General features: G+C 32.5%; 21 protein-coding genes and 1 pseudogene. 14 read left to right on the top strand and 8 right to left on the bottom strand.

The features are described 5' to 3' along the window. The first annotated feature begins 10 nt into the window (after window positions 1–10). Window positions 11–664, top strand: coding sequence for an HAD family hydrolase (locus ACWNT5_RS03980; RefSeq protein WP_456516665.1), 654 nt, complete (start codon window positions 11–13; stop codon window positions 662–664). Window positions 665–668: 4 nt separating this feature from the next. Here ACWNT5_RS03980 and ACWNT5_RS03975 read toward each other — a convergent pair whose 3' ends face one another. The 6 genes from ACWNT5_RS03975 to ACWNT5_RS03950 all read right to left on the bottom strand — a co-directional run bounded on the left by ACWNT5_RS03975 (window position 669) and on the right by ACWNT5_RS03950 (window position 5658). Further along, window positions 669–1157 carry a nuclear transport factor 2 family protein gene (locus tag ACWNT5_RS03975; protein WP_299610825.1) on the bottom strand — a complete coding sequence of 163 codons (489 nt, stop codon included), beginning with the start codon at window positions 1155–1157 and terminating at the stop codon, window positions 669–671. A gap of 6 nt (window positions 1158–1163) precedes the next feature. Next, the gene (locus ACWNT5_RS03970; RefSeq protein ID WP_456516664.1) at window positions 1164–1745 is read right to left on the bottom strand and encodes a hypothetical protein; all 582 of its coding nucleotides are present in this window, start codon (window positions 1743–1745) and stop codon (window positions 1164–1166) included. A gap of 107 nt (window positions 1746–1852) precedes the next feature. Next, the gene (locus tag ACWNT5_RS03965; RefSeq protein ID WP_299610830.1) at window positions 1853–2890 is read right to left on the bottom strand and encodes a M12 family metallopeptidase; all 1038 of its coding nucleotides are present in this window, start codon (window positions 2888–2890) and stop codon (window positions 1853–1855) included. 180 nt (window positions 2891–3070) lie between these two features. Next, window positions 3071–3517: a nuclear transport factor 2 family protein gene (locus ACWNT5_RS03960; RefSeq protein ID WP_299610833.1), complete on the bottom strand. Its 447-nt coding sequence runs from the start codon at window positions 3515–3517 to the stop codon at window positions 3071–3073. A gap of 82 nt (window positions 3518–3599) precedes the next feature. Then, the gene (locus ACWNT5_RS03955) at window positions 3600–4178 is read right to left on the bottom strand and encodes a Crp/Fnr family transcriptional regulator (RefSeq protein ID WP_299610836.1); all 579 of its coding nucleotides are present in this window, start codon (window positions 4176–4178) and stop codon (window positions 3600–3602) included. A 73-nt stretch (window positions 4179–4251) separates the two neighbouring features. Beyond that, window positions 4252–5658: a hypothetical protein gene (locus ACWNT5_RS03950; protein WP_456516663.1), complete on the bottom strand. Its 1407-nt coding sequence runs from the start codon at window positions 5656–5658 to the stop codon at window positions 4252–4254. A gap of 93 nt (window positions 5659–5751) precedes the next feature. Here ACWNT5_RS03950 and ACWNT5_RS03945 point away from each other — a divergent pair, with 93 nt between their 5' ends. The 12 genes and pseudogenes from ACWNT5_RS03945 to ACWNT5_RS03890 all read left to right on the top strand — a co-directional run bounded on the left by ACWNT5_RS03945 (window position 5752) and on the right by ACWNT5_RS03890 (window position 16637). Further along, window positions 5752–6114, top strand: coding sequence for a VOC family protein (locus ACWNT5_RS03945; RefSeq protein WP_456516662.1), 363 nt, complete (start codon window positions 5752–5754; stop codon window positions 6112–6114). A 127-nt stretch (window positions 6115–6241) separates the two neighbouring features. Next, the gene (locus ACWNT5_RS03940) at window positions 6242–6907 is read left to right on the top strand and encodes a DUF2461 domain-containing protein (protein WP_456516661.1); all 666 of its coding nucleotides are present in this window, start codon (window positions 6242–6244) and stop codon (window positions 6905–6907) included. Continuing rightward, window positions 6907–7269 (top strand): TfoX/Sxy family protein, encoded by a 363-nt coding sequence (locus tag ACWNT5_RS03935; protein WP_456516660.1) that lies wholly within the window; start codon window positions 6907–6909, stop codon window positions 7267–7269. The genes ACWNT5_RS03940 and ACWNT5_RS03935 overlap by 1 nt, the downstream gene beginning before the upstream one ends. A gap of 77 nt (window positions 7270–7346) precedes the next feature. Next, window positions 7347–8561 (top strand): ABC transporter permease, encoded by a 1215-nt coding sequence (locus ACWNT5_RS03930; protein WP_456516659.1) that lies wholly within the window; start codon window positions 7347–7349, stop codon window positions 8559–8561. Continuing rightward, window positions 8558–9226, top strand: a complete 669-nt coding sequence (locus tag ACWNT5_RS03925) for an ABC transporter ATP-binding protein (protein WP_456516658.1) — start codon at window positions 8558–8560, stop codon at window positions 9224–9226. The genes ACWNT5_RS03930 and ACWNT5_RS03925 overlap by 4 nt, the downstream gene beginning before the upstream one ends. Window positions 9227–9253: 27 nt before the next feature. Beyond that, complete coding sequence (locus tag ACWNT5_RS03920; RefSeq protein ID WP_456516657.1) at window positions 9254–9640, top strand: thiol-disulfide oxidoreductase DCC family protein; 387 nt, start codon at window positions 9254–9256, stop codon at window positions 9638–9640. Between the two features lie 77 nt (window positions 9641–9717). Further along, window positions 9718–11454: a helix-turn-helix domain-containing protein gene (locus ACWNT5_RS03915; RefSeq protein WP_456516656.1), complete on the top strand. Its 1737-nt coding sequence runs from the start codon at window positions 9718–9720 to the stop codon at window positions 11452–11454. Between the two features lie 154 nt (window positions 11455–11608). Then, complete coding sequence (locus ACWNT5_RS03910; protein WP_299894165.1) at window positions 11609–11764, top strand: class I lanthipeptide; 156 nt, start codon at window positions 11609–11611, stop codon at window positions 11762–11764. Between the two features lie 218 nt (window positions 11765–11982). Then, entirely contained in the window at window positions 11983–12135 is a 153-nt protein-coding gene (locus ACWNT5_RS03905) for a hypothetical protein (RefSeq protein ID WP_456516655.1), read from the top strand. 135 nt (window positions 12136–12270) lie between these two features. After that, window positions 12271–13491, top strand: coding sequence for a lanthionine synthetase C family protein (locus ACWNT5_RS03900; RefSeq protein WP_456516654.1), 1221 nt, complete (start codon window positions 12271–12273; stop codon window positions 13489–13491). Window positions 13492–13509: 18 nt separating this feature from the next. Next, window positions 13510–15744: pseudogene (locus ACWNT5_RS03895) on the top strand (lantibiotic dehydratase family protein). Further along, window positions 15744–16637 carry a thiopeptide-type bacteriocin biosynthesis protein gene (locus ACWNT5_RS03890; RefSeq protein WP_456516653.1) on the top strand — a complete coding sequence of 298 codons (894 nt, stop codon included), beginning with the start codon at window positions 15744–15746 and terminating at the stop codon, window positions 16635–16637. The pseudogene ACWNT5_RS03895 and the gene ACWNT5_RS03890 overlap by 1 nt, the downstream one beginning before the upstream one ends. 115 nt (window positions 16638–16752) lie before the next feature. On the opposite strand, the gene ACWNT5_RS03885 is transcribed toward ACWNT5_RS03890, so the two are convergent. Then, entirely contained in the window at window positions 16753–21717 is a 4965-nt protein-coding gene (locus tag ACWNT5_RS03885) for an Ig-like domain-containing protein (protein WP_456516652.1), read from the bottom strand. A 331-nt stretch (window positions 21718–22048) separates the two neighbouring features. On the opposite strand from ACWNT5_RS03885, the gene ACWNT5_RS03880 reads away from it, so the two are divergent. Continuing rightward, window positions 22049–22783, top strand: a complete 735-nt coding sequence (locus ACWNT5_RS03880) for a hypothetical protein (protein WP_456516651.1) — start codon at window positions 22049–22051, stop codon at window positions 22781–22783. A 25-nt stretch (window positions 22784–22808) separates the two neighbouring features. Here ACWNT5_RS03880 and ACWNT5_RS03875 read toward each other — a convergent pair whose 3' ends face one another. After that, window positions 22809–22961, bottom strand: a complete 153-nt coding sequence (locus ACWNT5_RS03875) for a hypothetical protein (protein WP_456516650.1) — start codon at window positions 22959–22961, stop codon at window positions 22809–22811. Window positions 22962–22994 lie beyond the last annotated feature (33 nt).

Genomic DNA, 22994 nt, shown 5'->3' with positions numbered 1-22994 from the left:
AGCATACGTTTTGAAAGACACATTATACATTTTTGATATTGATGGAACACTTACAGATAGCGTTCCTATGTACTTGATTTCTGTTACTAAGGCTATGCAAGCTTTAGAAATTGTTGATATAGATACTGATTACAATAATTATAAACATCATACAGATAGTTATGCATTGCGTTATAATTATGAACGTAATTTTAATAACAGTGTACCTAAGGATTTACTAGATAAATTTGAAGATAACTTGATATCAGCAATGAACGATTTTGATCCTGTAAAGGAGATTAGTGGTGCAAAAGAATTGATAGATAGACTTAGAGGTGACAATATTCCGTTTTGTTTTGCAACAGGAGCGTTACCTAAACCTGCCTTACAGAAATTAAATCAATGTGATATATGGTGCGATGAGCGATTATTAGCTACTTCTAAGACACATGAGTCAAGAGAAGGATTTGTGAAAGATGCTATAGAAAGGGCAAAATCTTTTTATGATAAAACATATTTTGAAAATATCGTTTCGTTAGGGGATGGTCTATGGGATTTAAAAACGGCACAAAACTTATCTTTAGATTTTGTTGGGATAGGAGAAAAGAATAAAGGAAAACTCATAGATAACGGAGCTACTCAATGTTATCCAAATTTAGTGGAGTTTATCAAAGAGTTGTTTTAAAGTCTTATTGCGCTCTTAGTTTTTTCATTAATTCAGCGTCGAAATTTTTCTTAAGAAGGGTAATTTCTTTTACATTTTCATTTGGTATCGCTATCGAAAGAACATAATGTTTAATTTTCCATCCTTTGCTAGTTTTTTCTAATACACCACTACCTCTACAAATACCCATTTGGGTGTCTAATAATTCATCAAACCATGCTAGATTGGAGTTTGACGGAACAAAAATATTTCGTTCAAGCGTACTGAAACTCCACGCTTTCCCTTTGTCAAAATAAGGTTTTGAAAAAGCCTTAAATGAAGTTAAATCCCAATTTTCTGTAGGATCAGTACCAATAAATATAGCATCTTCTGTCATTAGTGAAAAATAGTTGTCAAAAGATGCATCGGCAGCAGCTTTATGCCATTGTTCTAATATGGTATTAATTTGCTCTTTTTCTTGGGCAAAACCACAAAAGGAAACTACAAGCAATAAATAAAGGATATTTTTTTTCATAGTATACTATTCTTCAATTTCAATAATGTCTTCTTCAGGGTTTGCAATAGAATCTCTTAGAGTGTCTCGCTCTCTTAATAGCTCTTTTTCGATATTTTCTGGAATAGCAAGAGATAATTCGTTTAACTGTATTATCAGACTATTGTATGCGGTAATTAGTCTAATATTAGCATTTATTAATTTCTGTGAATCTTGTTTTTTATTTTCGCTTAGTTGCAATAGTAAACCCGATTCTGTAGCTAAAACAGCGATACGAGAAATAATGGTATTTACTTTAAGATCTGCAGAAATATTTTCTTTAAAATTTTCAACCATTAAATTCATGCTATCAGCATATTTTCTAACATAGAAAGGATTAGATTCTTTCATGGATACAACTAAGTTTTTAAGATTTTGAAAATCTTCAAAACTTTCTAAGTCTTTAGAAGCTTCTGGAGACAATTTTAAAACATCAACCGTAGCCTTTTCTTTAGATAAACTATCTAGTTGGATAATTTCTTTTTCTTCCTGAGTAGTGTTGGAATTTTCTTTTTTGCATCCTGTACAGAATATAGTAAGAATACATAATGTAGAAAGCAATAATCTCATCGTGTAATTTTCAATAACAGACCAAAAATAAACAATATCGTTGCAACTAAAAATTAAAAGCCTTAAGTATATCTACCTAAGGCTTAAAACAATTACTAATTTATATATTACGCATAATACCAAGCGCCATTTACATAGACCACTTCTCTCCAACCATAACGAGAGCTATAGTAATACCATTTGTCATTGTATCTATATACTCTTAATCCGTATACCGTATAGTATTGACCATTTTCATAAGTTGGTTCTCCACCGCCACCATCTCCATCAGGATACATTTTATCAATTCCTTGTAAATCACTAGAGGATAATGCATTTCTTTGAACGGAATAAGTGCTACCATCTTTTTTAGTGATTGTAGGTTGCCCATTTTTAGAAAAAGAATAAGCTCCATACATCATAATAGATCCAAAATCTAAGGCATCAGTATATTCGTCACCATCATAACCCTGTTCTACATAGGTTCTGAAATTAAACTCTCTTCCGGATTGAATATTCTGAAAATTGATCGTTAGATATTGATCTCTATCTGCTCTACTTTGTTCGTGCCATAAACCTACAGCATGACCAATTTCGTGTATGGTATTTCCAGTACTACATCCGCTTGCAAGATTAATGTTTTGTCTTCCACCAACCATTCCAACATTAGAAGAACAACCACTACCAGGTCTAAAATAGATATAGTTTGGTTCGTTTGTTCTTTCAATAAATGTTAGATTCGTGTTGTTTTCCCAGCTTGCAATTGCATTAGTAACACGTGCCTTGTTCGGTAAATCACTCGCGATTGTGTAATATACCGTATTGTTCGGCCATCTTCCAGAAGTTCTTCCAACGCTTTTGCTTTCGGATGGATCTTGGCCATCTTCCAAAACAAAGTTAGTATCTTCGGAGAAGACGTGATCTTTGGGAAGAATGATATCCCCTTCAAAAATACGATCTCCATTTAGCGATTCGTAATTAATGGGAAGACCTGCATAGAATCCTTCTTCAATAGTTCCTGTCGTGCTAAAATTAGCCCTTTCTGCTCCATCAAAAAGAGGTGTTTCTGGTTCTAAATTCTCTAGATCCGAAATAGGCTCGTTCTCAGAGCATGAGAACATAGCTAATGCTGTTCCTAGCATTAGGATTGATTTGTTAATTTTCATTTGAGTTTGTGTTTTTATGTTATTAACACTTGCTCTAACCAGAAACCACATCAATTAGTATTTTTCTAATAAATAATTAACACTTAATGCGATATAAAACAGGAAACGTTAATATTTGTAACATAAGAACTAAAAATCCTACAAACAGATTGATTTTCAGTGATTTGTTTGTCGACAAGTTTAAGGGTTAGGGTTTTGTATAGTGAGATCAGAAATGATTTGCCAGGTGTTTTCTTGATTTTTTACTAGCAAAAAAGTTACTTGCATACTATTTTCAGGAGCTTCTAGTAGTGCAATAACGGTTGCAGAATGTTCTTTAATATCTAGATGTAAAATAGAGGTTTTATAAGGCGTGCCGCCAATTTTCTTTTGATTCATTAATGAAATATATCCGGCTCCTGAGATGACGGTGGTTTTATCAGAAGTAGGATATCGATTTACCACAACTCGAAAGTCGGGATGTAAAATTTCACCAAACATAACTGTGTTGCGTTGGGCTCCTGCGGTTACAAATTTTTCTACCATAGTTTTAATTTCGTTTTCCATAACCTCTTCATTAGTTTGAGATTTACAATCGGCCGTACATAAACATATAATACAAACCATAATTCGTGCTAAAGTTTTCATTAGTATCAATTTTAGAATTTTAAACGGTGTGAAACTAAGAATACGGAAACAGGATTTTTGTGACGATGATCACAAAGTGTAATTAGGACATTCTTTTACGAATTCTACTCAGAGTTTCTCTGGCAACGCCAATATAAGATGCTAAATATTGAACTGGTATTTGCTGAATAAGTTCTGGATTGTGTTCTAATAAATATTTATATCGATCTTCGGGCTTTAGCGATGTTAACATTGTTGTAAAGGTATGCTGCTCACTTAATAAATGTTCAAGTAGTTTTCTTCCTAAACGTTCAAAGGATATTGATTTGTCATAAAGTTGTAAAAGTTCAGTTCTCTTAATAAAAAAACCTTCTGTATCACTTATGGCTACAATGTTTTTGTTGGAAGTGTTTTGAGAAGCCAAGCTGGATATTTCTGTGGCAAAATCAGAAACACTAAAAAAAGAAGTGTAAATCTCTTTAGTATTAATGAGCTCGTATAGACCCAAAATGCCTTTGGTAACAAATAAAATCCCATGATTGTATTGCCCGTTTTGTAATAGAAATTCCTTTTTTGCTAATGTTTTGTATTCAGAAATTTTTAAAAATTCTTTAAACTCTTCGTCCGTGAGTTTATGAAAGTTATGAAGAGTGGTTTTGAGATGATTAATAGCATTGTCCATACTATACGTAAACTAACTTTTGTTTTGTGTAAAGCACTAAGGTATTGTTTTAAAAAAAAGAACACAACATTACTTATAAAGAATATAATTCATATTTCTGCTCAATCCATTGGTTGAAATTGATATAACCTAATATGAAATTTGGGATGGGGTTTTTCTTTAGTTCTAAAGCTAACTCCTCAAAAGCATCCTTCTTTGCTTTTTCAGAAAGTTCGACAGTTTTGCTTAAAAATTTCAATATGAGCTTTTCATAGACTTCTATGTTTTTTTGCTTTTTAATATGTTTTTTTAGTGCATCTATCAAATATCTCATCGAAAATCCATTTCCTAGTTCGTAGTGTGTTAGAAGGTTGAGCCAATAGGTATAGGTGATAAGGTCTTTTCGGTCTTTTTTTGTCTGATTGTTCAGAATGTCATTGATCCAGTGAAGGGATTTTTGAAAATCTCTTTTTTGAAAGTAGATGTTAGCAAACTGAAATCTAAAAGAAAGCCAATAATTATCTGGAATTACATTTTTGTTTTCTTCTATAAAACCATGAATATTTTCTATAACCTCTTGTGTGTTGTGAATGTCTTTTAGGTTTCTGTGAATTTCTAATTCTATATTGTACAGACGAAGTTTTTCTTTAATTAATGAAGCGGAATTTACTGTAACCTCTGATGCTTTTTGTTTTAAGAATAATATTCTAACAAATGCTTCTTTGTATAGTTTTTCAAAAACAAGATATCCTAGATAATTATTGTAGACTGAGAAATATGTAGTAAAATATTCTTTAAGCAATTCTGGCTGTTGTTCCCATTCTTTGATCAGTTTTTCTATGAGTTGTTTTGCCTTTTTTGGATTGTTAGAGGCAAGATGTTTTCGGTATAAATTAAGTGCCTTTAGCGTTTTGTTCTGTAGGTGATTTGTTTTTTTGTGAGATAAAGAGGCGTTTGTGGGGTCTGTGTTGGCTAATAAAAGATTGATATAGTTGGTTGTAGAATCTAAGCATTGTTTCTGCTCCGTGATAATATCTTTTAAGGTTTCGAAATCTTGAGGATGCAAGGCTTGATAAACTTTTCTTTTCCAATCCTTTATTTGAAAAAGCAATACGTTTTGTTGAAAGTTGATAGCTTTTTTTTCTGCTCTTTTTAATTCACTATTGCAAATAGTATATAATCCTTTGTGAAATAAAATTTCAACATTCTTGATAATGCTTATTAATTCAGCTTGTATGGAGATTTTGGCGTGATAGTTTCTAAGAGATTGTAGAACACGTTGTTTTAGATAGTTCTTTATGGTTGTTAGCTGGTTTATAAAAGCTTTGTCTGAGAATTGTACTTTGATTAATGTTTCATCATAGGTCTTTTGCGATTCTATAGCATCAAAAAGTAATAGGTATTCAGCGTCTTCTCCTCCTTTAGAACTGAGTCGAAAATAACGCTTTTCACTTTTTGTCAATGACTTAATTAAATAGAATAATTCTTCGTTTTTTTTCATTTTAGAAACCTATGTTTTTTCAAAAATAATACTTTTTTTCATGACTCTGATCATATACCTTTGAGAGAATCTTAATCAATACTTTATTTTATTATGTCAAATGCAATTAGCTGGTTTGAAATACCAAGTACCAATTTTGAAAGAGCTGTAAAATTTTACAATGAGCTTTTAGATGTAGAACTACAACCTATGGAGATGGAATTTAAAATGGCATTTTTTCCATACAAAGATGGTGGAGTAGGTGGCTGTGTTACGCATGGAAACGGAAATACACCATCACAAGAAGGTACATTTGCCTACCTTAATGGAGGAGATGATCTTTCCATTCCTTTAGCCAGAGTAGAAAAAGCTGGAGGAAAGATTTTAATGCCTAAAACTTCTATAGGAGATAATGGTTTTATGGCAATTTTTCTGGATACCGAAGGAAATAGGGTTGCATTTCATTCCATGAAATAAACTATTTAATACATTCCTAAACTATCTAGAGATTTATACTATCCAACAGAAGTTCATTAAGAAATTCAGGATGTTTATGTTACTCTAGATAGTGTTTTGCTATATTTAATAACTGATACAAAAGACAATGCAATATTTTACACAAGACTATGTAGAATTTTTTAAGGAATTAGAATTTAATAATCATAAAGAGTGGTTTCATGCCAATAAAAAGAGATATGAAGCAAGTGTGAAGAGACCTTTTGAGATTTTTGTGGGTAAAATGATTCAAGAAATTCAGAAGTATGATCCTACGTTGCAAATTGATGCTAAAGAGTGTGTGCTACGTATAAACAGGGATATTCGTTTTTCAGAAGATAAATCCCCGTATAATTTATACTACACAGCCTTTATATCTAATGGAGGACGAAAAGATAAAAGTGTTCCGGGTTTATTTTTGCGATTGTCACCTATTATGGTTGGAGTTATGGGAGGATGTTTTGGTATTACAAAGGAACAATTGTTTAATTTAAGAACTACGATTAGTAATAATCCTAAAGATTTTAGAAAATTAATTGAAGAAAAAGAGTTTGTTGAGAGATTTGGAGAAATCAAAGGACGAGCAATAAAACGAATTCCAAGAGAATGGAAAGAAGCTTACAAAATTGAACCTTTAATTGGGAACAAACAATTTTATTTTGTTGGAGAAGAACCACCTTCATTAATCACCAATGAATCTCTGATTGATAAATTAATGGAGTATTGGAAGATAATGCGTCCTATAAATGAGTATTTAACCAAAGCAATTCAATAATGGCGTATAGTGAGTTCCTTTCGGATCGGATTCATCAGATTTTTAAAGACAAAAGAACAAATTTCTATACCAAAAGAATGATGGGAGGTCTTTGTTTTATGGTAGATGACAAAATGTGTTGTGGAATCCATTATGATAAAAAGAAGGAAACCGATTTATTAATGGCAAGAATAGGAGAAGAAGCCTATGCTATTGCTATCAATAGAACTGGGTGTTATCCAATGGATTTTACAGGAAGACCAATGAAAGGATATGTTTTTGTAACTCCAGAAGGTTTTGATATGGATGAAGATCTTGAATATTGGATACAATTATGTCTAGATTTTAATCCTTTAGCCAAAAGTAGTAAGAAGAAGAAATAGGCATGAAAATTTCTAAAATGCTATTTTAAAATAGATAGTCTTTGTAATTGTTAAAGTTCGATAGCGACCTATTGCATATGTCTAAAACAATCTTTATTAAAACAAACGTATTTATTGCAATGCAGTATCTTTTTGCTAGGAAAAAACAGAGTTTTTTGGCAATGATTGGTGTGTTGTTAGGAGTAACTACTTTCATAGTGATGATTAACTTTATGACTGGAGTGAATGATTTTTTAGATGATGCTGTTTTTAATGGAAGTCCTGATATAATTATTAGTAAGGATGTAGAAAAACCGAACGCTAATTCGATATTAAGTCAAGGAAGCTTTTTAGACAACTATGATAAAATCGACTCTTTTTTAAAGGATAAGAATAATGTGCAAGGTTTTGCGCATCAAATAATCTCTCCAGCAATTTTAATAAGTGATGCTAAGCAACTTCCTGGCAGTATTAATGGAGTTTTTCCGACTCAGGAAGATACCATGGTTGATCTCGAAAGAAGATTGGTAGAAGGAAAAGGGTTTCAGAGTTTATCTGCAAAAAACACCATCCTTATCGGTATAAGCTTGGCAAAAAGATTGCAAGTTTCTGTTGGGGATTCTATTAAAATGATTCTTCCTAATGGTAGAAATCAACAATTAGAAGTTTCAGGAATTTTTAGTTTTGGGATTACCACAATTGATAACGTACGAACTTATACCTCTTCAGAAACATTACAACATTTATTAGGTCAGAAGAATCATATCACTAATATTCACATTAAATTAAAAGATAGAGATGATGTGAGTATTAAAGATGATCTTGTTCAAAAATTCCAAGGGATAACTACAGAAGATTGGAAGGACAGTAATAAAACTATTGTCATTGGTAATAAAGTAAGAGACATTCTAACATGGTCAGTTTCTTTTGCATTGCTTTTGGTTGCAGGATTTGGAATTTATAATATTCTAAATATCACCGTAATTCAGAAAAGAAAGGATATTGCCGTTTTGAAAACCGTTGGATATTCTAGTGAAGATATTGTATTTATCTTTTTGGTACAATCTATTATTATTGGGGTGTTTGGAGCATTTTTAGGCGTCTTATTTGGATATGGTATTAGTTATTTAATATCTACAACACCCTTGGATACTTCGGATTTTATTATAGTAGAGACGTATCCTATTAACTTTAAGGTTTTTTACTACGTTTTGGGATTTTTCTTTGGTGTTTTGACAACTGCTTTCGCGGGGTATTTTCCATCTAAAAAAGCTAGTAAAGTGGATCCGGTAACGATTATAAGAGGGATATGATTTTAAAAGCTAAACAGATCAATAAATATTTTACAGAACCAGAAAAGCATCAGGTTTTACATGATGTTTCTTTATCAATTTTTGAAGGGGAGTTAGTATCTGTATTTGGTGAGTCTGGAAGCGGTAAATCTACCTTATTATACATTTTGTCTACGTTAGATACTGATTTTGATGGTGATCTAACAATATATGATCACAAAATTAAAAGGTTAACTGCTTCGCAATTAACTGATTTTAGAAATAAACATATCGGTTTTGTATATCAATTTCATTATTTGCTTCCGGAGTTTAATGTCCTTCAGAATGTAATGTTGCCTGCCATGAAACTTTCCTTAAAAAGTAAAAAGGAGATAGAACATGATGCTATGAGTTTATTAGCAGAAGTGGGTATGAAATCCTTTGCTAAACGCCCTGCATATCAACTTTCTGGTGGGCAACAACAGCGAGTAGCTATTGCAAGAGCCTTAATAAACAATCCTTCATTAATTGTTGCAGATGAACCTACTGGAAATTTAGACCAAAAAAACTCAGAATTAATATTCGATTTGCTTAAAGAAATTACAGGATCTAAAAATAAAGCTGTAGTAATTGCCACCCATAATTCTAAAATTTATCATAATTCCGATAGAAGTATTGAAATGATTGATGGAGTTATACGACTATGATTGTATAAAAACTTAAAAATCAATAAAATGGAAACTTCTTTTAATAAAAGTATTGTGATTTTCGATGGTGAATGCAATTTATGTAATGGTGTAGTAGGCTGGTTGATGAAATTTGCTCCGAAAGATCTTTTCCATTTTACTCCTTTTCAATCTCCACTGGGGCAGGAATTATTAAAAGAGCATGGATATCCAACTGAAAGGTTAGATACGGTGATTTTGATCGATGAAAATGGAGCACATACACACTCTGATGGTTTTATTAAGATAGTCTCTAAAATTCCAAAGTGGAAACGAGTAGCAGCCCTGTTAGCCTTTGTTCCTCGAATGATACGCGATGGAATTTATAAATTAGCTTCTCGCAACAGAGTAAAGTGGTTTGGACAGTCTACCAGTTGCACAATTAATTTTAGATAATTTTTTACTTCACTTCGCTATTGAAGGTCAATTAAAAAGAATTGCTACATTTGGATGATCACACAATACAATTCTGAATGAGCTTTTTTGTTAATAGGTATACGCGAATATGTATATTTTATTGGATGTTGTTGTCTGCTTTTTGGACTTTTGAGCTAAGTGCACAGAAGGAAGAAGTTATAGGAGTAGATACAATCCAAAACAAAAGTATTGATCAACTAGTAGACTTGATTAAAAATTCTAGAAGGGAAAAAGCTGCAGTTTATGAAAATATACTAAAAAGCAAAAACCTGTCGGGTAACGATCTTTCTGAGATTTATATAGATATTGGATACAGCTTTTATAAAAGAGAAGAGTCTGAAATAAGTATTTCATATTTTCAAAAAGCTATTGATATAGCGAAACGAAATTCGGATAATGAAACCCTTGCTAATGCATACTTAAAATTAGGAAATTCTTATTTGCAAGATTGGCAAAATCAAAAAGCCTTAGATACCTACCATCAAGTTTTACAAATGGCACAGGAACGAGGGAATCTTAAAAAAGAAATTGTTGCCAAATCCAATATTGTAATTGTGCTCAGAAGAATGAATCAGTTAGATAAAGCACTGGAAGACTGCAGAGGTTTATTGAGTTTTATAGATAAGACATCATATAAGAATAAGAAAAATCATGTAAATGTATTGACGATTATAAGTGAAGTGTATTTAGATCTAGGACAGTTTGATTCTGTTCTAAAATACGCGGATATAGGTATTGCTATTAGTACTCCTTTAAATTATGAAATCGGGATAGCAGATTTATATACCAAAAAAGGAATTGTTTTCTTTAAAAGGAAAGACTATGATCAAGCTTTGAGCTTTTTATATAAAGCGGAAAAAATCTTAAACAAATTAAAAGTTAATGATAGATCCAACCAGAGAATTAATGTGAATTATTTTTTGGCGAGTTATTTCTATGACATGCAATCATATGAAAAAGCAGTTGACTATCTATTAAAAACGATCAATGCCTTAAAGGAAAATGACCTAAGAAAGAATAGAGTGATAGATGCACATATGCTTCTCGCTAAAAGCTACAAGGAAATTGGAAATACAGATGCCTCAATAGTATGGTTTTCGAAACATCAGGAATTACAGGATCAATTTCAGAAAGATAAAGATAAAACAGTTCATAAAATCTATGATCAGAGTACACAGCAACTGGATAACAAAATTAGAAAGCTAGAAAGTAAACAGGAAAAAGAACAAAAGCTTAAGAGTTATATTTTATGGGCTTTAGTCATTGTGGCATTATCCCTTGTTTTTATACTAATTACTTATTTTAGAAAGCAAAAAGCAAATAAGAAGGTTTTTAATAAACTGATTCAAAAAATTTCTGATCTTGAATCAAAAGAAGCTCAAGAAAATATAGAAACTAGAGAGTCTACTAAAGAAATTTATATTGATGATGACAAAATTAATGCAGTGCTAAAGGGATTAGAGAAACTAGAAAAGCAAGAGTATTTTTTAAGTGTCGATTGCAATTTAAGATCCATTGCGAAAAAGGTGAAAACCAATGCTACCTACCTTTCCAGAATTATAAATAACTATAAAGGAAAAAGTTTTAATGATTATATCAATGACTTAAGAATTGATTATGTATTAAAACGATTAAAAAACGACAACAAGTTCAGGTCATTTTCTATTAGTTCGATTGCTAGCGAGATTGGATATAAAAGCGATAATTCTTTTACCAAACATTTTAAAGCCAAAACAGGGTTAAATCCTTCTTATTATATCAAGAATATTGAGAAGTTACCTGTAAAACTATAAAACTTCAAAAATGTCAATAGAAGAATGCCGCATTTTGTTTAAAATGAGGTTTGTCAATTATGATTTAAGGCTTGTAAAAAGTATATTTCATTATATTAACTCTATAGATCTTATTAGTTTTTAACGGTTTTTAGGATCTTTTAAATATTACATAATGAAAAAGCAATTAAAGAAAAGTGTAAGTCTCAAAAAGCTTACCGTTGCCAGAATTAATGATTATGGTATGACAAAAATTAAAGGAGGCGATTGTTTAGCTACTGATCATTGTAATTCGCATATGGAATGTGAATCCACTCAACATCGGTATTAGATCAACTACAAAAAAAATAATTAGAAAAAGCTTCATCAGTAAATGAGGCTTTTTTTATGCCTTATTTTATCCAAAATGCGGAAATTATACTTTTTTACTGCGTTTCACTGTGCTAATTTGGTAGAAGAACAAAATGAGAAATTGTTAACAATTCATTTTAGCAAGGGGTAACCGAAAACCTTAGAAAAAGAGTAGGTGTCTTAATTAAAATTACATTCATGAAAAAATCATTGAAAAAGCTGGAGCTTAAAAAACAAACAATTAGTGACTTAAATCTTAATAAAATCAAAGGAGGTATCAATCCAACACATTGTTGTCCTACGTTAGACGCTTTTAACAGCTGTCCTCCTCCAGGAAGATATTGTTTCTAATAAAATTATGACAAGTACTATATTTTTTAAAATGATTTCATAGTACCTGTCATAATACAAGTTTTTTTAATATTTTGAACGCTGAAACTGCCTTACTTTTAGGCAGTTTTTTTATAGTATGTTTTAAAGAGAAAAATGAATACAGAATCTATTTTATTAGATAAGCTAGAAAAGATTAGTGCTATCCTTTCAGAAAATTATACAGATAATCAACACGTAGGTGTTTTATCCGGAATATCAGGAATTGCATTGTTTCAGTTTTATTATGCAAAATTTACTGAGAATGATGCTCATGCTGATGTTGGAGTGGATATGATATCAACAGTGATCGAAAAAATAAATCAAGGCTATAGTTTTCCTACTTTTTGTACTGGTATAGCGGGAGCAGGTTGGACTATTGAGTTGTTGGACGATGAAGGTTTTATTGATGTGGATTGTGATGAGTTATTGGCAGATTTAGATGAATACCTAACTAGTGCAATCATTCAAATGGGAGAAAAAGATAAATTTTATGATTTCTTACATGGAACTATCGGAATTGGTTTTTATTTCTTCAAAAGATATCAAAATACAAAGTCTAAAACTTTGAAGGATGCTTATAAAGCAAAACTTTTAGAACTTATTGCCTCCCTAAAAAGAACTGCAATTGAAGAAGATAGTATGTTAAGATGGGAAACCTCTTTTAGTAATAATACTAGAGTAATTGGAGCCAATCTTAGTTTGTCTCATGGTATGGCAAGCATTGTTAATTTTTTATCACGTTTGTTAGGCTACGATGATTTTAGGGATGAGGTTAGACCTCTTTTAGAGAAAGCTACTCAGTTTATCCTAAGTTATGAAAATACAGATTCTTCTTGTTCTTCGTCTTTTCCAAGTTGGATTTATGAAGGCATGGAAAAGAATGGCCAAGAACGTTTAGCTTGGTGTTATGGTGATTTAGGGATTGGACTTACTTTATTTAGGGTTGGAAGAGCATTAAAAAATGATATGATAACCGAAAAAGGTATGAAAACAGTAGAACATTCTTGTAAACGAAGAGATCTGGAAGAAGCCAAAGTAAAAGACAATGGTTTGTGTCATGGTACTTTTGGTATGGTACAGATTTACAATTATATGTACAAGGAAACAAAAAAGGAGATTTTTAGGGAAACCGCAAATTTTTGGATGGAGCAAGGGATCGATATGGCCGTACACGAAGATGGGTACGTAGGATATAAGCAATGGTTTGGAGGAGAAGATCAAGGCTGGAGAAAGGAAATCAATTTATTAGAAGGTATCGCTGGGATTGGGTTAAGTATTATCTCTTATTTGGCGCCATTTGATACGAAATGGGATGAATGTTTATTAATCAGTTAATTTGAAGTATAAAGTAATATGAGCTATAAAAATTTTCCAAAATATGTTTTGCGAGCTCCTCTTTTTTCTTTTTCCTTTTTTAAAGAATTAACTGGGGATAATGAACTGAAAGAAGAAAAGCTAAAAAAGATATGTTCGGATCAGATTATTAAAGAGGCAATTTTTTTAGCTTCACCCTCCTTATATCAGGAATTTGAAAAGTGGTTAGCAGGGAATCTTACCGAAAAAGCGACGTCGGAGCGTATGATGTATTCTGTACTGAAGTATTTAAGTAGAATGTCTTCAAGATGTACGCCCTTTGGTATTTTTGCTGGAACTTCGGTAGGAAGCTTTTCGGAAATTGCAAACATTACACTTTCAGATAAATCAAAAAACAATCGTCATACACGATTGGATATGAATTATTTGGTAGCACTGTCCCAAGATATTGTAAAGGACGAAAAAATTAAAGAACAATTACTCTTCTATCCCAATACTAGTATCTACAAAGCCGGCAAACAATTAAGATATGTAGAATACTCTTATGTTAAAAGTAGAAGGGTTCATCATATTGTAGCAGTAGAAGATTCTGAATACTTACAAATAATATTAAGACAAGCGCGAAAAGGGGCTTTATTAAGAGATTTAGCGGCATTACTGGTAGATGATGATATTACATTAGAAGATGCATCAGGGTTTCTTGATCAATTAGTAGACAGTCAATTACTGATTAGCGAATTAGAACCTTCAGTATCTGGACCAGAATTTTTGGATCAGATAATGCCAGTTTTAAAAAGACTTTCAGGAACTGAGCATATTATTTCCGAATTAGAAAATGTTCAGTCTACTCTAGATCGAATTGATCAAAATATAGGTAACAATGCATATGAGTATATAAAACTAAGTGAATCTCTTAAGAAATTAGGGACAGAATTCGAATTAAAATATATGTTTCAGACAGATATGAGCTTATCTGTGGAATCGAATACCCTCAGTTATGATACCATAAAAAAAATAAGAAAGGGGCTTTCTATTATTAATAAAATAACCTTACCACCAAAAGAAACTTTTATTTCTAGATTTAGGACAGCCTTTTATGAGCGATATGAGAGTAGAGAAGTTTCCTTGTCTAATGCTCTGGATGTAGAACTTGGTATAGGTTTTTTACAAGATAAGGATTCGGGCGATGTAAGTCAGATTATAGATGATCTTATGCTGCCGTATAATTCAGAGAAAGTAGCTGTCAGAGATGTAAAATGGTCAGCTATTAATGCGGTACTTCAGAAGAAATTGGTAAAAAGTATCAAGGAAGAGGAGCATGTATTAGTAGTTACAGATGATGACTTTAAAGGATTAGAAGAGAATTGGGAAGATCTTCCTGATACTGTTTCCGCAATGGTGGAAGTGGTAAAAGTCAAATCAGAGGAGAAAATAATAATGTCTAGTTGTGGAGGTTCGAGTGCAGCCAATTTATTAGGTAGATTTTGCCATGGAGATAAGGAGTTAAATACATATACACAGGAGATAATTGATCTAGAAACCAAATTGAATCCAGATAAAATTCTTGCAGAGATTGTTCATTTGCCAGAATCAAGAGTAGGTAATATTTTAATGAGACCAAATTTTAGAAAATATGAAATCCCCTATTTGGCAAAATCTGTTCTAAAAGATGAAGATCAATTATTATTAGATGATCTAATGATCTCAGCAACTCCAAGAGGCAAAGTGAAACTTAGGTCTAAAAAATTTGATAAAGAAGTGATACCACATCTTAGAAATGCTCACAATTATTAGAGTTATGCTCTGACGATCTATCAGTTTTTAACAAATATGCAAACTCAAAATGTAAGAGGCGGAATTGGATTTGATTGGGGACCTTTTGCCGATGAATACGATTTTTTGCCTAGGGTAGAGTATAAAGATGTTATACTCTCTAGTGCAATATGGAATATATCCTCTAAAGATATTAAAGAGCTTTTGGGGGTATTAAAAGATGAAGAAAAATTCTTTGAAGAATTAAACAAATTTATTGATGCCAAGAAACTACCTCGTTTTGTGCTGCTCGCTGATGGAGACAATGAGTTGCTGGTGAATACTAGGAACACAACGTCAATAAAAATGTTATTGAATACTGTAAAGAAAAGAGGAAGATTTAAATTAAAAGAGTTTTTGCATACCGAAGATAGTATTGTAAAGAGTGGTGATAAAGCATTTACAAACCAAATTGTAGTGTCTTTTTACAACGAAAAGAAACTAAAAAATATACAGAATTAATGGAAGGAGTACAAAGAGCTTTTATTATAGGTAGTGAATGGTTATACTATAAAATCTATACTGGTCCTAAAACTTCAGACCTTATTCTAACTGAAATTATAAAACCTATAGCGAGTCAACTTTTAGAACAAGATGTTATTGATAAGTGGTTCTTCATTCGGTATAACGACCCTAAACATCATATTAGAGTTAGATTTCACTACAATGAACCAGAAAATGTAGCAGCTGTCATTAACGCATTGTATGCAGGATTAAAAGAGTTTTCTGATGAAGATTTAATATGGAAAATACAGTTGGATACGTATCAAAGGGAGATTGAACGTTACGGTGTTGATACAATGGTAGCTTCAGAAGAATTATTTTTTCTGGATAGCAAGATGATCGTAGATTTTCTCGATTTGATTGATGGAGATGAAGGGGAAGAGTTAAGATGGTTGTTTGGGATAAGAGCAATCGATCAGTTGCTTGCGGATTTTGGATATGATGAAGACCAGAAATTGGTTTTAATGGAGCGATTAAAAACTGGTTTTGGAGCAGAGTTTGGGATGAATAAAAATCTCAAAAAGCAAATGGATAAGAAGTTTAGAAATGAGCAAGAAAAGATTAAAAATTTTCTTAGACTTAGCAAAGAAGCAACTCCTGAATATATACCAATTCTTGATCTGCTTGAAGAAAAAACTAATAAGAGTAAAGCCTTAGTTGAAAGTATAAAATCTAAGGTGGATACTTCAATATTAGATGATAGAATGAGTAGTTATATTCATATGTTTATGAACAGGTTGTTTAGATCTAAAAATCGTTTGCATGAGATGGTTCTTTATGATTTGCTATATAGAAATTATAAAATTGCCTGGGGAATCCGAAAATTTAAAAACAAAAAACAACCTAATTAAATCATTATCAATACGTCTTTGTTTCAAAAATTTTAAATTGAATTAGGTAGAGGTATTTTAAAGTTATCTCCTTTTCAATTTAATTTCTGCATCATACCACTTTCAAAACAGAACTTTATTCTTTGATAATTTTTTTAGTAATTGTTGATGTTTCAGAAAATATTTTCATTAAATATAAACCCGAATGAAATGTAGAAATGTCAATACTATTAGAAGTGTTATGACTATCTAATGTTTCAGAAAATATTAGTTTACCGTGAATATCGTAAAATTCAACACTTTCTAATTTAAGATTTAACTCACCAGATATATTAATTGTGTTTTTTGATGGTATTGGATAAATGGCAAGCCTTTCCAAAGGATTTTCATCATTAACACTTAAGGTATTGTCAAAATTAATCATAAATTCAGTTAATACGGTATTTTCATTCCCATACAGATCGGTAAAGCTGCCAGGATTAATATAAACGGTTACTGTTCCCGTAGTGATAGCAGTAACAGTTGCCTGATAGGAGAGACCTCCTCCAGAAAAATTACTTATTGTTCCATTATCAACAATAATATCATTCAAACTAAAATTATTAATATCCTCATCGAAATTAATTGTGATTTCAAAAGAAGAGTTAGCCGTAGGATTGCTTTCGGCAGAGGTAATACTTGCGATTGGAGGTGTATCATCTATGACTAATATATTTATATTGGATGAATTAGCACAAATGTTGGCAACGGTATATGTAATTGTATATGTATTCGGTACTGAATTGGTTAGGTTGATTTCTCCCGTAGTACCATCTATATCTAATCCAGTTGGTATTGAGTTGAAAACACCACCTGTGATCCCTGTAATAATAGGAACAGCGTTTGGAGCTGTGGTTGAAAATGAGGATTCAGTGTATGAAAATGATGCGTCATCTAAATCGTTAATAGTAATATTAAAATCAAATGAGTTAGGACAAGTTCCAGTTGTGGTATAGGTTACTACATAATCACCCGGATCACTGTTAGTAATATCAATAACTCCTGAATCAGGATCAATATCCAATCCAGTTGTACTAGAGAATATCCCTCCTGTTAGTCCTGTAACAGTAGGTGTTGCCTCAGATTGATCTTTACAGTATAAGGATTGATCATAGCTAAAGCTAGGATCATCAAGTTCAGTTATATTTACGTTTACTTGACTGGAGTTTGGACAAGTTCCAGTTGTAGTATAGGTTACTACATAATCACCCGGATCACTATTTGTGATATCAATAACTCCTGAATCAGGATCAATATCTAATCCAGTTGTACTAGCGAATACTCCACCCGTTAGTCCTGTAATAACAGGTGTTGCCTCAGATTGATCTTTACAATATAATGATTGATCATAGCTAAAGCTAGCATCATCAAGATCTGTTATATTTACGTTTACTTGACTGGAGTTTGGACAAGTTCCAGTTGTGGTATAGGTTACTATATAATCACCCGGATCACTATTTGTGATATCAATAACTCCTGAATCAGGATCAATATCCAATCCAGTTGTACTAGAGAATATCCCTCCTGTTAGTCCTGTAATAGCAGGTGTTGCCTCAGATTGATCTTTACAATATAATGATTGGTCATAGCTAAAGCTAGCATCATCAAGATCTGTTATATTTACGTTTACTTGACTGGAGTTAGGACAAGTTCCAGTTGTGGTATAGGTTACTACGTAATCACCCGGATCACTATTAGTAATATCAATAACCCCAGAAGCAGGATCAATATCTAATCCAGTTGTACTAGCGAATACTCCACCAGTTAATCCTGTAATAGCAGGTGTTGCCTCAGATTGATCTTTACAATACAAGGATTGGTCATAGCTAAAGCTAGGATCATCAAGTTCAGTTATATTTACGTTTACTTGACTGGAGTTTGGACAAGTTCCAGTTGTGGTATAGGTTACTACATAATCACCCGGATCACTATTTGTGATATCAATAACTCCTGAATCAGGATCAATATCCAATCCAGTTGTACTAGAGAACACTCCACCAGTTAGTCCTGTAACAGTAGGTGTTGCCTCAGATTGGTCTTTACAATATAAGGATTGATCATAGCTAAAGCTAGCATCATCAAGTTCAGTTATATTTATGTTTACTTGACTGGAGTTAGGACAAGTGCCTGTTGTGGTATAGGTTACTACATAATCACCCGGATCACTGTTAGTAATATCTATGATTCCTGAATCAGGATCAATATCCAATCCAGTTGTACTAGAGAATATCCCTCCTGTTAATCCTGTAATAGCAGGTGTTGCCTCAGATTGGTCTTTACAATATAAGGATTGATCATAGCTAAAGCTAGGATCATCAAGTTCAGTTATATTTACGTTTACTTGACTGGAGTTAGGACAAGTTCCAGTTGTGGTATAGGTTACTACATAATCCCCAGGATCACTGTTAGTAATATCAATAACTCCTGAATCAGGATCAATATCTAATCCAGTTGTACTAGCGAATACTCCACCCGTTAGTCCTGTAATAACAGGTGTTGCCTCAGATTGATCTTTACAATATAATGATTGATCATAGCTAAAGCTAGCATCATCAAGATCTGTTATATTTACGTTTACTTGACTGGAGTTAGGACAAGTTCCAGTTGTGGTATAGGTTACTATATAATCACCGGGATCACTATTTGTGATATCAATAACTCCTGAATCAGGATCAATATCCAATCCAGTTGTACTAGAGAATATCCCTCCTGTTAGTCCTGTAATAGCAGGTGTTGCCTCAGATTGGTCTTTACAATATAAGGATTGATCATAGCTAAAGCTAGGATCATCAAGTTCAGTTATATTTACGTTTACTTGACTGGAGTTAGGACAAGTTCCAGTTGTGGTATAGGTTACTACATAATCACCCGGATCACTGTTAGTAATATCTATGATTCCTGAATCAGGATCAATATCCAATCCAGTTGTACTAGAGAACACTCCACCTGTTAGTCCTGTAATAGCAGGTGTTGCCCCAGATTGGTCTTTACAATATAAGGATTGATCATAGCTAAAGCTAGCATCATCAAGTTCAGTTATATTTACGTTTACTTGACTGGAGTTAGGACAAGTTCCAGTTGTGGTATAGGTTACTACATAATCACCCGGATCACTATTTGTGATATCAATAACTCCTGAATCAGGATCAATATCCAATCCAGTTGTACTAGAGAACACTCCACCTGTTAGTCCTGTAATATCAGGTGTTGCCTCGGATTGATCTTTACAATATAATGATTGGTCATAGCTAAAGCTAGGATCATCAAGATCTGTTATATTTATGTTTACTTGACTGGAGTTAGGACAATTTCCAGTTGTGGTATAGGTTACTATATAATCACCGGGATCACTATTTGTGATATCAATAACTCCTGAATCAGGATCAATATCCAATCCAGTTGTACTAGAGAATACTCCACCTGTTAGTCCTGTAATATCAGGTGTTGTTTCGGATTGATCTTTACAATATAATGATTGGTCATAGCTAAAGCTAGCATCATCAAGATCTGTTATATTTACGTTTACTTGACTGGAGTTAGGACAAGTTCCAGTTGTGGTATAGGTTACTATATAATCACCCGGATCACTATTTGTGATATCAATAATTCCTGAATCAGGATCAATATCCAATCCAGTTGTACTAGAGAATACTCCACCTGTTAGTCCTGTAATATCAGGTGTTGTTTCGGATTGATCTTTACAATATAATGATTGGTCATAGCTAAAGCTAGCATCATCCAGAGGATTCACATTTATTGTGATGGTTAAGCAATTAGCTGTTGTTTCATCGATACAGCTAATGCCACCATCTTCTGCTCTTATGTAATAGGTGGTACTGGGTGCTGTTGGAATTACTTCAAATGTTGAAGTATTTGTTTTGGTAGTTCCCAATAAATTTCCTCCACAGGAATCAGTGTAAATAGACCAGGTAGAAGCAATGTTTAAGTCACCAGTTATAGTAATAGTAGTTGTTTCTCCTTCACATACTTCAGTAGCTGCAGAAATATTTGGTGTACTTGGGGCTATACATACAGGAATTTGTTTAAACCATGCAAATCTTGCTACATTGAAACTACCTAAAATAGCATCTTTTAAACCATCTCCATCCACATCTCCAAAGTCTATAGTAGGAAAACTTCCTATTTCACCACGAGTTAATTCTCCATTGAAAGTACTTTGTACGGAGGCAAAGTTTGGAGCGGTAGGTGTTCCAGTATTTTCTAACCATCTAACAAAACCTGTATCAATCATAAAAAACATATCAAGATCCCCATCTTTATCAAAATCTTCGAATACAGGTATTGGAACATCCATATTATTAAACGCACTTTCGTCATCCCATGGACTATCCGCTTCGGATTGGCGTTCGAAGATAGGATTGTTTATGGTTCCGATATTTTTAAAATAAGTTAGTTTGTCGCTACCAAGTGCCACAAGATCTAAATCTAAATCATTATCAAGATCTACAAAACCTAAACCTGGAAATTCAGCTATCTCTTGATCATGGAGCCCTGGCAATCCATCGGGTATATATTCAAATACCGGAGTTTCTGGAGTTCCTATATTTCTGTAAAAAAGAACATCGTTATCTCTATCTCGTTCATAATCATAATCAGTACCAATAAACAAGTCTAGATCTCCGTCGTCATCAATATCTGCAAGTTGCGGTCTGTTTTGATTTCTTACTGTAAGTGTTCTTTCTATCCAAATAGTATCTAAAGTAGGAATGGATGCTGATACCCAATTAGGGGTTGTAATTGTACCATTGTTTTCAAAATAATGTACAGTTCCTCCTTGACTACCAGAAATGAAATCTAAATCACCGTCATTATCCAAGTCACCCAATATAGCAGATCGTAGACGACCTCTGGTAATGGAAGTATTAGGTATTGTTGCTACATCTAGTCCAGCTGGCACGGGTCCTGGTCCAGTCGATGTTCCATCAGGGTTATTGAGAAGACTTCCTCCTCTAAATTCCCAACTTATATAATCTGCTTGGGAGAATAGTAATTGATTCCCCAATAAAAGAAGTAGATAAATAGAAATTAATTTTTTTATCATTTTATTCCAGATATAGCTGATTAGTTCTGTAAACAGAATTTAACCATAAAAGCTTTTTATACAATTTTTAAACAGTACTATTTTTACAAGTAACAATTATGTGCTATAAAGTTCATAATTGAGAATTGTTCTTATCTCATTATCTTGATTTAAAATAGTATTATAATTATCTAGAGGAGGGGATGTTAGATAATTTTTTCCTTTCTTACTTTTTGGCAAAACTAGTAATTAAGTTTTTCTCTGGCAACATAAAGTAATATTAATGACTTATATTAGAGTAATGTAGAATAGGGATTGAATTTTAATTAAATATTCTGATAAAAGCCTAATGATGAAGAAGATCATCAAACTAATACCGGTTCTTTGTATCACAATATTGAACCTACAGTGTTGCAAAAAAGAATTAGATCCCGAAAAGATTGTGTTAAAATCAATTGAAGCACATGGAGGTATTGATAAGTGGAAGTCTGCAAAAGAACTTTCTTATGTAAAAACAACTATTTTATATGATAGCCTGGGAAGTGTTGAGCAAAAAACTATTCAAACTCATAAGAATATATTTGGTGCTAAACTTACTGCCGAAATGAAATGGATAGAAGATAGTATTAGTAAAATCATATTGCTTAAAAACGATAACATTTCGATCTATTTTAATGGCGTTGAACAAAAAGAACTAAAACTTAAAGAAAAATACCGTAGTGCCATAACTGGAGCGAATTACGTGATTTGGCAGCCTTTTAAATTATTAGACGAAGGATTGCATCTATCTTATGAAGGAGCAGATGTGGTAGATAATAAAAATGTATATACTGTGAAGGTAATTTATTTTAAAGAAGATGGTTCTCCTGACAACATATGGTGGTATTATTTTGATCAGAGAACCTATAAACTTTTAAGTACTATGGTACACCATGGTGATACCTATAGTTATATAGAAAACACCAAATATGAAACTGTAACAGGGTTATCCTTGAATAAGGAACGAAAAAGTTATAGAGTAGATAGCTTAAGAAATAAAAAGTTCTTAAGAGCCGATTATTTTTATGAAATTTTAGAATTCAATTGATTTTCTTTTTAAACTCAATAGTTTATTATGATAAACAATATCTTCCAGGTTCTGGCATGGCTGCTGTCGGTGGTATGTATATAAAGTTTTCACATTGTCCTGCACTGTAATCTGTACCTCCATTTACTTTCGATAACTCTTGCCGTGTTAATTTTCTAAATTTTTTCAATGTCCTCATTTTACTATGTTTTGGTTCTTTAATAAAGTTAAT

Source organism: Aquimarina sp. 433 (assembly GCF_054054605.1).
The sequence above is the reverse complement of the archived record's forward strand: the minus strand, read 5'-3'. Positions and strand labels throughout refer to the sequence as shown.